The organism is Methylosinus sp. LW3 (assembly GCF_000527115.1).
Taxonomy (GTDB): domain Bacteria; phylum Pseudomonadota; class Alphaproteobacteria; order Rhizobiales; family Beijerinckiaceae; genus Methylosinus.
On record NZ_AZUO01000001.1, the window covers coordinates 2,160,359 to 2,173,737 of the forward strand.

Annotated in this window: 13 protein-coding genes; 2 read left to right on the forward strand and 11 right to left on the reverse strand. The window is 65.7% G+C overall.

The features are described from left to right. The first annotated feature begins 23 nt into the window (after positions 1 to 23). Positions 24 to 842, forward strand: coding sequence for a nucleoside triphosphate pyrophosphohydrolase (gene mazG / locus METLW3_RS0110980; RefSeq protein WP_024879960.1), 819 nt, complete (start codon positions 24 to 26; stop codon positions 840 to 842). A 48-nt stretch (positions 843 to 890) separates the two neighbouring features. Here mazG and METLW3_RS0110985 read toward each other — a convergent pair whose 3' ends face one another. The 11 genes from METLW3_RS0110985 to dusB form a co-directional block, all read right to left on the reverse strand. Beyond that, positions 891 to 1,544 (reverse strand): glutathione S-transferase family protein, encoded by a 654-nt coding sequence (locus METLW3_RS0110985; RefSeq protein WP_024879961.1) that lies wholly within the window; start codon positions 1,542 to 1,544, stop codon positions 891 to 893. Positions 1,545 to 1,554: 10 nt separating this feature from the next. Then, the gene (locus METLW3_RS0110990; protein WP_018265373.1) at positions 1,555 to 1,881 is read right to left on the reverse strand and encodes a multidrug efflux SMR transporter; all 327 of its coding nucleotides are present in this window, start codon (positions 1,879 to 1,881) and stop codon (positions 1,555 to 1,557) included. A 53-nt stretch (positions 1,882 to 1,934) separates the two neighbouring features. Then, positions 1,935 to 3,284 carry a GTPase HflX gene (gene hflX, locus METLW3_RS0110995; RefSeq protein WP_051465405.1) on the reverse strand — a complete coding sequence of 450 codons (1,350 nt, stop codon included), beginning with the start codon at positions 3,282 to 3,284 and terminating at the stop codon, positions 1,935 to 1,937. Between the two features lie 158 nt (positions 3,285 to 3,442). Then, entirely contained in the window at positions 3,443 to 3,715 is a 273-nt protein-coding gene (hfq, locus tag METLW3_RS0111000; RefSeq protein ID WP_024879963.1) for an RNA chaperone Hfq, read from the reverse strand. Positions 3,716 to 3,977: 262 nt separating this feature from the next. Beyond that, entirely contained in the window at positions 3,978 to 5,342 is a 1,365-nt protein-coding gene (locus METLW3_RS0111005) for a sigma-54 dependent transcriptional regulator (protein WP_024879964.1), read from the reverse strand. 12 nt (positions 5,343 to 5,354) lie between these two features. Next, positions 5,355 to 7,616, reverse strand: coding sequence for a PAS domain-containing sensor histidine kinase (locus tag METLW3_RS0111010; protein WP_024879965.1), 2,262 nt, complete (start codon positions 7,614 to 7,616; stop codon positions 5,355 to 5,357). Between the two features lie 59 nt (positions 7,617 to 7,675). Continuing rightward, complete coding sequence (locus tag METLW3_RS0111015) at positions 7,676 to 7,954, reverse strand: type II toxin-antitoxin system RelE/ParE family toxin (RefSeq protein WP_024879966.1); 279 nt, start codon at positions 7,952 to 7,954, stop codon at positions 7,676 to 7,678. Further along, positions 7,954 to 8,178, reverse strand: coding sequence for a hypothetical protein (locus METLW3_RS0111020; protein WP_024879967.1), 225 nt, complete (start codon positions 8,176 to 8,178; stop codon positions 7,954 to 7,956). The genes METLW3_RS0111015 and METLW3_RS0111020 overlap by 1 nt, the downstream gene beginning before the upstream one ends. Before the next feature lie 24 nt (positions 8,179 to 8,202). After that, complete coding sequence (ntrC, locus tag METLW3_RS0111025) at positions 8,203 to 9,681, reverse strand: nitrogen regulation protein NR(I) (protein WP_024879968.1); 1,479 nt, start codon at positions 9,679 to 9,681, stop codon at positions 8,203 to 8,205. Positions 9,682 to 9,706: 25 nt separating this feature from the next. Then, positions 9,707 to 10,945: an ATP-binding protein gene (locus METLW3_RS0111030; RefSeq protein WP_024879969.1), complete on the reverse strand. Its 1,239-nt coding sequence runs from the start codon at positions 10,943 to 10,945 to the stop codon at positions 9,707 to 9,709. Positions 10,946 to 11,006: 61 nt separating this feature from the next. Further along, entirely contained in the window at positions 11,007 to 12,011 is a 1,005-nt protein-coding gene (gene dusB, locus METLW3_RS0111035) for a tRNA dihydrouridine synthase DusB (protein WP_024879970.1), read from the reverse strand. Positions 12,012 to 12,158: 147 nt separating this feature from the next. Here dusB and METLW3_RS0111040 point away from each other — a divergent pair, with 147 nt between their 5' ends. Beyond that, on the forward strand, positions 12,159 to 13,370 hold the full coding sequence (locus METLW3_RS0111040; RefSeq protein WP_024879971.1) for a bifunctional 2-C-methyl-D-erythritol 4-phosphate cytidylyltransferase/2-C-methyl-D-erythritol 2,4-cyclodiphosphate synthase: 1,212 nt from the start codon (positions 12,159 to 12,161) through the stop codon (positions 13,368 to 13,370). Positions 13,371 to 13,379: the final 9 nt, after the last annotated feature.

The following is a 13,379-nucleotide window of genomic DNA, read 5'->3' on the forward strand; positions in this document are numbered from 1 at the left end:
TTCCGCCTCTTAGAGGCCTGTAGATGACGCAGGACGCGATCACGCGCCTCCTCGGCATAATGGCGGCCCTGCGCACCCCCGGAACCGGCTGCCCCTGGGACCTCGAGCAGGACTTCGCCAGCATCGCTCCCTATACACTCGAGGAGGCCTATGAGGTCGTCGACGCGATCGAGCGGGGCGATCTCGGCGATCTTCGCGACGAGCTCGGCGATCTGCTGCTGCAGGTGGTCTTTCACGCCCGTCTGGCCGAGGAGGGCGGCGCTTTCGCCTTCGCCGATGTGGCCGAGGCGATCTCGGACAAGCTCATCCGCCGCCATCCGCATGTGTTCGGTGACAAATCCGCGGCCTCGCCTGAGGATGTCGCCGTCCAATGGGCCGAGATCAAAGCGCAGGAGAAGAAGGCCCGCGCCGAGCGTCGCGGCATAGAAGAGCCCGCCGGCCTGCTCAATGGTGTTCCGCCTGCCCTGCCCGCTCTGACGCGCGCGGTGAAGCTTCAGGAAAAGGCCGGCAGGGTCGGCTTCGACTGGGCCGACGCGCGTCTCGTGCTGGAGAAGATCCGCGAGGAGACGCGGGAGGTGGAAGCGGAGCTGGGCATCGATGGCGCGCCTCACGCGCCCGCCGTCGTGGAGGAGATCGGCGATCTTCTCTTCGCCGTCGCCAATCTCGCTCGCCATGTCGGCGCCGATCCGGAGCAGGCGTTGCGCGGCGCCAACGCAAAATTCGAGCGGCGTTTCGGTTTCATCGAGCGCGCGCTCGCCGAACAGGGCAAGAGCCCGAAACAATCGACGCTCGACGAGATGGAAGCGTTATGGCAGGCCGCCAAAGCTGCGGAGCGCGAGTGATCGCCCGCTCCTGACAGCGGGCGTTCTATCTGCGCTTCCCGCGCGAGATTACTTCTCGAATTTCTCGAGGACCCAGGGCTCGGCGCGGCCGCTCTCCACCCATTCCCGATAGGCCGGCAGCGCCTCGATCGCGCGCATATAATCCTGCGCTTGCGGCGAGACGTCGAGCCTATAGGTCGAGAATCGGCAAACGACCGGCGCGAACATGGCGTCAGCGGCCGAGAATTCGCCGAAGAGAAACGGCCCCTGCCCGCCGAAGCGCGCGCGCGCATCGCGCCAGGCGGCGTCTATGCGGGCGATATCGGCGGCCGCCGCCGCGCTCGGCGCTGCAATGGAGCGCGGCGAGCGACGGAAATTGGTGGGATATTCGCCGCGCAACGCCGTGAAGCCGGAATGCATTTCCGCCGAGAGCGAGCGCGCCAGAGCCCGCGCCGCCGGATCGTGCGGCCATACCGGGAGATCGGGAAAGCGCGCGGCGATGAATTCGACGATGGCGAGTGATTCCCAAACCAGAATATCGTCGGCGCGCAGCGCGGGAACCTTGCCCGCGGGCGAGAAGGCGAGGAGCTTTGCCTTGGATTCTGGCTGATAGAGCGGAACCAATATCTCGTCGAAGTCGATTCCGAGCTGCTTCAGCAGCAGCCAGGCGCGCAGCGACCAGGACGAATAGCCCTTATTGCCGATGAGCAAGGTGAGCGGCATCGAAACATCCTCAATGAGCGGTCTGCGAAAAAAGGCTCAGCACGACGACGCCAGCGATGATGAGGCCCATGCCGGCCATCTCGCCGGCGTTGAGCCTCTGATGGAAAGCGAACCACGCGACGACGGCGATCAGCGCCTGACCGACCCCGGACCATATCGCATAGGCGACGGCGACCGGAATGCTGCGCAGCGCGAGCGACAGCAGAAAAAAGGACACGCCATAGCCGATGACGACGATGACCGACGGCAGCGGCTTGGAAAAAGCCTCGCTCGCCTTGAGCGCGGAGGTGCCGACCACCTCGGAGAGAATAGCGACGATCAGATAAATTCGATCCATGGCTCGATCCGCATGTTCGAGCGCCTCGGGACTCGAGGCGCGCCGAGAGGGAATTAGCGCGCGCGCCGCTTGGATGACGCGCGAGCGCGCACTTCCGCCTGCGGATAGCGGCGCGTCACCCCGTCGAATCGCTCCGGCGCGACGCGCACGATGAGGCGCGCGCGGCCATCGGCCAGCGTCTGGCGATCCAGAACCTCCGTATGGGCGTGCAGCCACGCAATGCCGGCGCCGTCGGCGGGGTCGAGCTCGACCTCGAGCTGAATGCGTCCCTCGGCGAGCCGCGTCTCTATGCGGCCGAGCAGGGCGTCGAGCCCTTCCCCGGTCAGCGCCGAGACGAGAGACGGCCGATCGACGATCTTCTTCCCACGCGCGGCGATCTTCATCGCGGCGACGATGTCGTCGTCCAGCGCGTCGATCTTGTTCCAGACTTCGAGAATGCGCGTTCCCGCCTCACCGGAAAGTCCGAGCTCACCGAGAATGGATTCGACGTCGGCGGCCTGCGCCTCCCAATCGGGATGCGAGACGTCGCGCACATGCAGGATCACATCGGCGAGCGTCACTTCCTCCAGCGTCGCGCGGAAGGCGGAGATCAGCATGGTCGGCAGATCGGAGATGAAGCCGACCGTGTCGGAGAGCAGCACCTTCGCGCCGTGCGGCAGACGAATCTGGCGAAGCGTCGGATCGAGCGTCGCGAACAGCATGTCCTCGGCCAGCACGCCGGCCTTGGTCAGGCGGTTGAACAGTGTCGATTTGCCGGCGTTGGTGTAGCCGACCAGAGCGACGACCGGATAGGGAACCTCGCGCCGCTTCTTGCGATGGAGGCCGCGCGTGCGCTTGACCTGATCGAGATCGCGCTCGATGCGCGCCATGCGCTCCTCGATCAGGCGGCGGTCGGTCTCGATCTGTGTCTCGCCGGGGCCGCCGAGAAAGCCGAAGCCGCCGCGCTGGCGCTCGAGATGGGTCCAGCTGCGCACGAGCCGCGATTTCTGATAGGCGAGATGGGCGAGCTCGACCTGCAGCGAGCCCTCCTTCGTGCGGGCGCGGCGGCCGAAAATCTCGAGGATCAGCCCGGTGCGGTCGATGACCTTGGCGCCCCAAGCTTTCTCGAGATTGCGCTGCTGAACGGGCGAGAGCTGGCAGTCCATCGTCACCAGCTCCGCCTCGGTCGCTTTCACCGTCTCGGCGATCTCCTCGACCTTGCCCTTGCCGAGATAGGTCGCGGGCCGGACGTCGTGCAGGGAAACGGCGATTTCGCCGACAATGTCGAGCTCGATCGCCTCCGCCAGGCCGACAGCCTCCGCGAGCCTCGAGACCGGGTCGCGCTCCGCCCCCTGCCCCGCGCTGCTCTCCGAGGGCCGCGCCCGCGTGGGATAAGGACCCACCACGAGCGCTTTCGTGGACATGTCCGCCGTCCGGTCCTCGGACGCTGATGTTTTTTCGCTCAACCCGACCTCGGCCCGCTGAGCGGAGCGCGTCGGCGGATTGCCGCGCGCCTTGCCAGCGTCTGTTGTATTTGCGGGAACTTCAACGGAAAACCAGGGCCGATCTTCCGAAATCCCGCTCAGCGGTGACGTTGCTCCGGCGCGGGCTCCGCGCCCTCTTCGCCCGGCTCGAACATATGGATCGGATGGCCGGGCATGATCGTCGAGATCGCATGCTTATAAACGAGCTGCGAGTGCCCATCGCGGCGCAGCAAGAGGCAGAAATTGTCGAACCAGGTCACGATGCCCTGCAATTTGACGCCATTGACCAGAAAAATCGTGAGCGGGACTTTGTTCTTCCTCACGTAATTCAAAAACGTATCTTGCAGATTCTGCGCGCGTTCGGAGGACATCGGCTATCCTGTTCTGTTTTTCGTTATCGGGGCGATTTGCGTCGCTCTTATCGGTCCATAGCCATCCGACCGCACATTAGAGCCCGCGTCGGCGCAATGCGCAAGACGCAACTCCTTCATGCGGCGAAAGGCCTCCACTTACGGTTCTGTAACCCGCTGTTTCGACGAGTTTACGACGAGACGAAACGCATCAACTAGAGCCAAACCGTCGCAGAGCCAATAGGAAATTTTCGCAAGATCTTGTATCGGCGAGATTTGTCGCTCACTCGATGGCGAGCGACTTCAGCTTGCGATGGAGCGCCGATCGCTCCATTCCAATGAATTCCGCGGTTCGCGAAATATTGTTGCTGAAGCGATTGAGCTGGGCGATCAGATATTCTCTCTCGAACACTTCGCGCGCCTCGCGCAGCGGCAGGCTCATCAGCTTCTCGCCGCGCACGCCGGCCGGAGTCGCGGGGACGAGCTGGCCGATCTCGGACGGCAGCATTTCGGCGGAAATCTCCGCCGTGGCGTCGCCGGCGGTCAGAATCATCAGCCGCTCCACATTGTTGCGCAGCTGGCGGATATTGCCCGGCCAATCGTGCAATTGCATCACGGCGAGCGCATCCTCGCTGATTTTGCGGCGCGGCATGCCGGAGGTCGCCGAGACCTGCTCCATGAAATATTCGATGAGTTCTGGGATATCCTCGCGCCGCTCGGCGAGCGAGGGGATGCGAATCGGCACCACGGACAGGCGATGGAAGAGATCCTCGCGCAGAGCGCCCTCCTCTATCGCCGAGGCGAGATCGCGCGCCGATGAGGAGATGATCCGCACATCGACCTCGACGCGCGCCGTTCCGCCGACGCGCTGAAAATTCTGCTCGACGAGGACGCGCAGGATTTTCGACTGGGTGTCCTTCGGCATGTCGGCGATCTCGTCGAGGAAGAGCGTGCCGCCATGGGCCTCCTCCAGCGCGCCGATCTTGCGCGCGCCCTCGCCGCCCTCGCTGCCGAACAGCTCTATTTCCATATTCTCCGGCGTGATCGTCGCCGCATTGATGACGACGAAGGGACCGACGGCGCGTTGCGAGGCCGCATGGATGCAGCGCGCCGCGAGCTCCTTCCCCGAGCCGGGCTGGCCGGTGATGAGCACGCGCGAATTGACCGGCGCGACGCGCGCGATCACCTGCTGCAGCTGATGCGCGGGGAAGGAACTGCCAACGATGCGATCCGAGGCGCCGGCGCGCTGGCGCAGCGCGCTGATCTCGCGGCGCAGATGCGAGGCCTCGAGAGCGCGCTCGGCGACGAGCACGAGACGGTCCGCCTTGAAGGGCTTTTCTATGAAGTCATAGGCTCCGAGCTTTATGGCGCTGACCGCAGTCTCGATATTGCCGTGGCCGGAGATCATCACCACCGGCAGGTCCTTGTGCTGCTTCTGGACGATCTCCAGCACCTGCATGCCGTCGAGGCGCGAACCCTGCAGCCAAATATCGAGGAAAACGAGATGTGGGCGGCGCTGCTCGATCGCGGCCAGCGCGCCGTCGGCGTCCTTGGCGGTGCGCACGCCATGGCCCTCGTCGCCGAGAATGCCGGCGACCAGCTCCCTTATGTCTTCTTCATCGTCGACGATGAGAATGTCGCTGACCATGTTCCTCACCATTCACGAAATCCGCGCCTGCGCCTGCGTTTCCTCCGCCGCCGTCTCGGCGAGCGGAATGAGCAGGCGCACGCAGGCGCCCGTCCCGGAGGGGGCGTCGAGCAATTCGAGTCGGCCGCCATGGTCCTCGATGATCTTGGCGACAATAGGCAGGCCGAGCCCCGTGCCCTCGGCGCGCGTCGTCATATAAGGCTCGAGCAGCCGCTGCCGGTTGAAGGCGGGGAAACCCTTGCCATTGTCGACGACGTCGATCTCGGCCATGCGGTCGCGCACGCCGAGGCTGATGTCGATGCGCTTGGCGGCGAGCGGGGCGGCGTCCTCGCGCGCTTCTATGCCCTCGGCGGCGTTCTTCACTATGTTGGTGAGCGCCTGCGACAGCAGCCTTCGATCGAAGACCGCGTAGACCGGCGCCTCCGGCAGATTGAGCGTCATCTCGACGTCGTTATGCGCGACGCGCGTCAGAAAAAAGGCCTGACGCATGCAGTCGCAGAGATCGTCGCGCACCGGCCGCGCCTTGGGCATGCGGGCGAAGGAGGCGAATTCGTCGACCATGCGCTTGATGTCGTCGACCTGACGCACGATCGTGTCGGTGCATTGGTCGAAGACGTCGCGCTCGAAGGTGATGTGCTTGCCGTATTTGCGTTTCAGCCGCTCGGCGGAGAGCTGGATCGGCGTCAGCGGATTTTTGATCTCATGGGCGATTCGCCGCGCCACATCGGCCCAGGCGGAGGTGCGCTGAGCGGTGACGAGATCGGTGATGTCGTCCAGCGTGACGACGAAATGCGCGCCGCCCTTTTGCGTGCTCGCCGAGGTGACGCGGACGGCGAGCGTCAGCTCCTTGACGCCGCGCCTTATATTGATCTGCGTCTGAATGGCGCGCGGAAACGCTTCCACTGCGTCGGCGAGAATGGGCGCGATCTCGGGGAGAGCCTCGGCCGCCCGCGCGCCGATCGCCGCCGCCGCGCCGTCCTTATCGGCCACGCCCTGCCCCGCCCCTCCGACGAGAAGCTCCTCCGCCGAGCGGTTCAGCACATTGATCCGCCCTTCCGCATCGACGCCGATGACGGCCGCCGGCACGCCGGAGAGCACCGCCTCGGTGAAGAGGCGACGTTCCTCATTCTGGTGATTGGCGGCGAGCAGGCGGCTCTGCTGCTGCTCGATCTCGCTGGTCATATTGTTGAAGACGGAGCCGAGCCGCGCGAGATCGCCATGCGAGCGCTCGACATCGACGCGCACGTCGAGATTGCCAGCCGAAACCTGATCGGTGGCGGCGATGAGCGCGCGAATCGGCGCGACGAGCCGATCGACGAAATCGAGCCCGACCCACACCGCCGACAGCAGCATTATGGTGGCGAGCAGCGCATACATGACGGTGAAGGCTTTTTTCACCGCGCCGCGATAGGTCTCGAAAGCGTCATAGGTGGCGATGAGGCTGGCCGCCTGCTCCGGAAACTGCACGCCGAAAGGATCGACCGGACGCGTCACATAGAGGAATGTGTCCGGAAAGCTGGACAGCGGCCGCAGCGCGACGAAGGTGAGCCCATCGTCGATGACGAGGCAGAGCGGCTCGCCCTTGCGCGCATCCTCGAAATCCGAGGCCGGCGGCGCGATGACGATGGCCGAGCCGTCGGCCGTCACATCGACGCGCTCCAATATCTGCCCGTCGGTCTTGACGATCGCCGCCACGGAAAAGCCGAGGAAGCGCGCCCGCGAGACGAAGAATTCATGGAACAGGCCGCGATCGGCGTTGAACATGGCGCGGGCGCGATCGAGATCCGAGGCCGAGAGCTGCGCTTCTTGTAGCAGCGAGCGGCATTGCGTCTCGCGGAACACGCGCGCCGCCTCCGCCGTGCTGTGAACAGACGTCTTCACCATGGCGAGGAATTGCGGGTTCAGCGCGCGCTCGAGCGTCACCGAGCCGACGATGGCGAGAGTGATCGCCGGCGTCAGCGCCAAGGCGGAAAAGAAGGCGAGGATGCGAATATGCAGCCCCGCCGCCGCGGCGCCGCGCCGCCAGGAGCCGATGAGCGTGCCCGCCTTGACGAGCACCAGAGCGACCAGAAGAACCAGCGCGACGGCGTCGGCGAAGAAGAGCGGATAGACGACGTCGCTGGTCGGCGCCACCGGCGCTAGCTCGGCCATGACGAAGAAGGTGGCGAGCGCGCAGGCGACGGCGGCGACCACCGCGATCGGCCCGAACCACAGCCGCCAGGATCGCTTCCTGGGCGCGGCTGGCGGCTCGGGCGCCTGAATGTCTCCCGCCATGGACATGCGCCTGTATAGGTCGTGGCGCCGGTAGAGGCAATGCGGGCCGGCGACTCGCCTCAGCCGATCGGCGACCGTGCGGCGTGGCGGAAACGCAAGATCGCGATCTCTTCGCCGTTCGCCCGATAATCCACGAGGTAGGGATAGGGCGAAACGGAAATTCGCCGCACCGACGGGACGCTGGTTCGACGGCCCGCGAGCGGACGCTCTTGCAGCAGCGCCAGAACCGTCTGCAGCCTAATTCGGATATTTCGCGCGCCTTGTGGAGAGCGCTCCGCCACAAAGGCGAGCGCGGCGTCGATCTGCTGCGCCACCCGAGCAGTATAGCGGAGCCGCATCACTCATATTTGGCCCAAATGGCGCGGATCGTCTCGTCGGCGGCGAATTCTCCCCGCTCGACCTCCGCCAGCGCCTCCGCCAAATCGCTTTCCTCGTCCGACGTCAGCGCGACGCATTGCGTCTCGCCGTCGGCGATCTCGAGGAGAAACCGCGCGAGATCGTCTTGCACCGGGTCGGGCAGCTTCCGAATGGTTTCGAAAGCCTGTTCCAGCAACCGAGTCATGTGCGAATCTCCGGAAACGCGAGCCTACCGCGGCGAGCGCATCAAGCGGATGTCGAGATCATTGACCTTCTTGCGCAGCGTGTTGCGGTTGAGGCCCAGAAGCTCCGCCGCCTTGATCTGATTGCCCCGCGTCGCGGCGAGCGCGGCGGAGATCAGCGGCACCTCTATCTCGCGAATCACGCGGTGATAGAGGCCCGGCGGCGGCAGGCGATCGCCATGGTCGCGGAACAGCTTGGCGAGATGCTGCTCGACCGAGGTGGAGAGCGTCAAATCCTTATCGGAGGGCATATCCGCCATAATGGACGTCGCCGGCTGCAGCCGGTCGCCGGGCGAGGCCTGACGCATCTCATGCTCGAGCTCTAGCTCTACCACCGCCTCGGTGATGACCTCCTGCGGATGCAGGGCGGCGAGTCGGCGAATGAGATTTTCCAGCTCGCGGATATTGCCCGGCCAGCGATAGCGCTTCATGCGGTCGAGCGCCGCCTGCTCGATATATTTCTGCGGCAGGCCCTCGCTCGCCGCCACTTTGAAGAAGTGATGCACGAGGTCGGCGATATCCTCGGAGCGCTCGCGCAGCGGCGGCAGGCGCAGCGGCACGACGTTGAGGCGGAAATAGAGGTCTTCGCGGAACAGGCCCTGCTGAATCAGCGCGCGCAGATCCTTATTGGTCGCGGCGATGATGCGGACATTGGTCTTGATCGGCGTGCGGCCGCCGACGGTCGTATATTCGCCCTGCTGCAGCACGCGCAAAAGCCGCGTCTGCGCCTCCATCGGCATGTCGCCGATCTCGTCGAGGAACAGCGTTCCCCCTTCGGCCTGCTCGAAACGGCCGATAGAGCGCTGATTGGCGCCGGTGAAGGAGCCCTTCTCATGGCCGAACAGCTCGCTCTCGATGAGATCGCGCGGGATGGCGGCCATGTTGATGGCGACGAAGGGACCTTTCTTGCGCTTGCCATAGTCGTGCAGCGCGCGGGCGACCAGCTCCTTGCCCGTGCCCGACTCGCCGTTGATCATGACGGTGAGATCGGTCTGCATCAGCCGCGCCAGCGAGCGATAAATCTCCTGCATCGCCTGCGAGCGGCCGACGAGGGGCATGCCCTCCATATCGTCCGGGCCGTCGATCTCGTTCTTCTTGCGCGGCTCGGCCATGGCGCGGCCGACGATGCCGACCAGCTCCTTCAGATCGAAGGGCTTGGGCAGATAATCATAAGCGCCGCGCTCGGAGGCGCGGATCGCGGTCATGAAAGTGTTCTGCGCGCTCATCACGATGATGGGCAGATCGGGGCGCAGCTTCTTTATGCGCGGCAGCAGCTCGAAAGCGTTTTCGTCCGGCATCACCACATCGGTGACGACGAGATCGCCCTCGCCCGATTGCACCCAGCGCCACAAGGTCGCGGCCGTTCCGGTGGTGCGCACCTCATAGCCGGCGCGTGAGAGCGCCTGCGCCACCACAGTTCTGATCGCGGCGTCGTCGTCGGCGACCAGAATCTCGCCGTGGGTCATCGGATTTTTCTCCAGCAGATCGTTCTCACGAGCGGCGCTCTCTCGGCGCAGGCTCTGTTCCCTCGGCGGCGGAATGTTGTCGTCTGGCTCGTCGCTCGTCCGCTCGCTTCTCCTCGTCCTTGTTGCGATACATCGGCATCAAAATACGGAAAGTAGTACGCCTCGGGTGAGATTCGCATTCGACGATGCCGCCGTGGTCATTGACGATCTTAGCCACCAGTGCAAGTCCGAGGCCAGTTCCAGAAGTCTTCGTGGTGATGAAGGGATCGAACAAATGCGCGGCTATGTCCTCGGGCACGCCGCGGCCATTGTCGCGCACGCAGAACTCCAGCGGCAGCCCCACCGGGCGCTTGTCGCCGGCGGTGCGCAGGCTGACTCCCGGCCGGAAGGCGGTGGAAAGCTCGATCTCGCCGTCTATGGAGTCGCCGATCGCCTCGGCCGCATTCTTGACCAGATTGAGAAAGACCTGGACCAGCTGGTCACGATTGGCGGCGACCGGCGGCAGCGAGGGGTCGTAATTCTCGATGAAGCGAATGTGGCGGGCGAAGCCGCTGCGGGCGACCCGCTTCACATGGTCCAGCACCACATGAATATTGACCTTCTCGCGCTCCGGCGGCCGCGAGTCGGAGAACACCTCCATGCGGTCGACGAGGCGGACGATGCGGTCGGTCTCCTCGCAGATCAGCCGCGTCAGCGCCCGATCGGCGTCTCCCACAGAGCTTTCCAGCAGTTGCGCGGCGCCGCGAATGCCCGACAGCGGGTTTTTGATCTCATGGGCGAGCATCGCCGCGAGCCCGGAAACCGTGCGCGCCGCCCCCCTATGGGTCAGCTGCCTGTCTATTTTATCGGCAATTGTGCGCTCTTGCAGCACCACGAGAACGCCGCCGTCGCTGTCCGGCAGCGGCGCGCAATGCACATCGACGCGTCTTTCCCCCTCCGCTCCGGGCCGGCCGAGGTCGATGCGATATTCATTGATCGCCGAGCCGCGCTCGCGCACCTGCTCGATAAGGGCGATCAAGGGCGAGCCGAAGGGCACGAGACGGCTCAGCTCCTGGCCGATGAGGATCGGCTTGCCGATCTCGAAGAACGACTCCGCCGCGGCGTTGGCGTCGACGATCACCCCATCCGGCCGGATCGCCAGGATCACATTGGGCAAAGCTTCGAGAATGCAGGCGCGATTATTTTCGGCGATCACGCGCAGCCGCGCGCCGACGGGCGTCGTGAGCGCGTTCTTGCGCCGGTGCGGGTTGGATTCGGCGGTCATCTCGACACCTCGGAACTCCTCTGGCGCGGAGCGCGCGCCGATCCTGTACGGGACATACGCGTCAGCAATATGCCGGAGCCGGCTCCCCTCGCGCCGGCTCGAGCGAGAACAAAAGGCGAAGAAGCCCGCGAACCTCCTCGGCCGAGGAAGAGGCGAGCATCGCCCGTCGGAGACCGGCGCGCGCCTCGGCGTCTCCCTCCGCCTGCTCGGCATAGGCGGAGAGATGCTTGCGCGCATGGCGCAGGCCCAAATTCGCGCCCATGGCGGTCAGCAGACCGTCCAAATGCTCGAGCGCGGCCTCCAGCCGCATTGTGGCGGAGGGCGTCGCGCGACGGCGCCCGGTGGCGAGAAAATGAGCGATATCGCCGACGAGCCAGGGCCGCCCCATCGCCGCGCGACCGACCATCACCGCATCGGCGCCGGAGGCCGCGAGCATTGCGGCGGCGTCCTGCGGGGAGGCGCAATCGCCATTGGCCACGACCGGAATTTTTATAGCGGACTTGACCGCGGCGATCGCTCGCCAATCCGCCCTGCCCTCATAGAATTGCGCGCGGGTGCGGCCATGCACCGTCACCATGACGGCGCCCTCGGCCTCGACCAGACGCGCCAGCTCGGCGGCGTTGCGGTTGGCATCGTCCCAGCCGAGCCGCATTTTGACGCTCACCGGAACCGAGACCACGCCCACAGCCGCGCGGACCAGCTCGGCGGCGAGCGCCGGCTCGCGCATCAGCGCTGCGCCGGCGAGGCCGCCGGTCACGCGCTTGCAGGGACAGCCCATGTTGATGTCGATCAGCCTCGCTCCCGCGGCCTCGGCCTGGCGCGCCGTCTCGGCTATGCCCGCCGGATCGCGCGCCGCGATCTGCACGATATGGGCGTCTATGCCGGAGCCGTCCAGACGCTGGCGGGCCTCGACGTCGCCGCGCGCCAGCGCGCTCGCCCCGACCATCTCGCCGACCGCCGCGGACGCGCCGAAACGCAATGCGATCCGCCGCATGGCGAGATCGGTCACGCCGGCCATAGGCGCCAGAAAGGCGCGCCCCGTAAGATGAAGCGAACCGATGCGCAAAGGCGTGGCTCCTATGGTCTCGCCTATAAATTCATCAGTTGTCATCGTGCCTACACTATATGCAGATGGCCATACGTACGCAATGCGTACATCCCCGAGAATAGTGAAAATTGACGCGAAGCCGAAAAAGCGGGAGAGGAACCTTCTATGAGCTCATCCTCGACCATTGCGATCCTCACTGTCGCCGGCGGCCGCGGCGTGCGGGCGGGCGACGGCCTTCCGAAACAATATCGTGCGCTTCTCGGCAAGTCTGTGCTGGCGCGCACGCTCGAAGCGATGCACCGGGCTGCGCCGCAGGCTTCGCTTATCGTCGCCATCCATGCCGACGACGCGGAGCTCTACGCGCGCGGCGTCGCCGAGCTTTCGGATAGCGCGCGCGCGCAGCTGCTGGAGCCGGCGATCGGCGGCGCGACGCGCCAGCAGAGCGTGCGCAATGGGCTGGAGGCGCTGGCGGCACTCTCTCCCGCCCCGGAGATCGTGCTGATCCAGGACGCAGCGCGTCCCTTCGCCGATCCTGCTCTCGTGGCCAGGGCGACGGAGGCGGCGCGCGCCCATGGCGCGGCCGTGCCGGGCCTGCCGCTCGCCGATACGGTGAAGCAGATCGACGCCGAGGGCGTGGTGATCGCCACTCCCGACCGCGCGAGCCTGCGCTTCGTGCAGACGCCGCAGTCTTTCGCCTTTCCGCTGATTCTCGCGGCGCATCGTAAGGTCGCGAGCGGCGGCGCCGAGCTCACCGACGACGGCATGGTCGCCGAGGCCGCCGGCCATAAGGTCCATGTGTTTCCGGGCGACGCCGCTAATTTCAAGCTCACCACGCCGGAGGATTTCTTGCGCGCGCAAAACGCTCTGCTGGGCGACCTCTCCGACATTCGCACCGGCCAGGGCTATGACGTCCACGCTTTCGGCGAGGGCGACAAGGTCTGGCTCGGCGGCGTTCCTGTGCCGCACAGCCACGGCCTCGCCGGCCATTCCGACGCCGATGTGCTCGCCCACGCGATCACCGACGCGCTGCTCGGCGCGCTGGCCGATGGCGACATCGGCAAGCATTTCCCGCCCTCGGACCAGCAATGGAGAGGCGCGCCCTCCTCCATCTTCCTGGCTTTCGCGGCCAAGCGCGTGCGCGAGCGTGGCGGGATCATCTCCCATGTCGACGCGACCATAGTCTGCGAGGCGCCCAAGATTGGACCGCACCGCGACGCCATTCGCGAGAGCCTCGCCAAGATCATGGAGGTCGACATCGGCCGCGTGGCGGTGAAGGCCACGACCTCGGAGCGCCTCGGCTTCACTGGCCGGCAGGAGGGCATGGCGGCGCTGGCGCTGGCGACGGTGCGGCTGCCTGCGATTGAGTCCGAGCGTTGAGAGCCATTT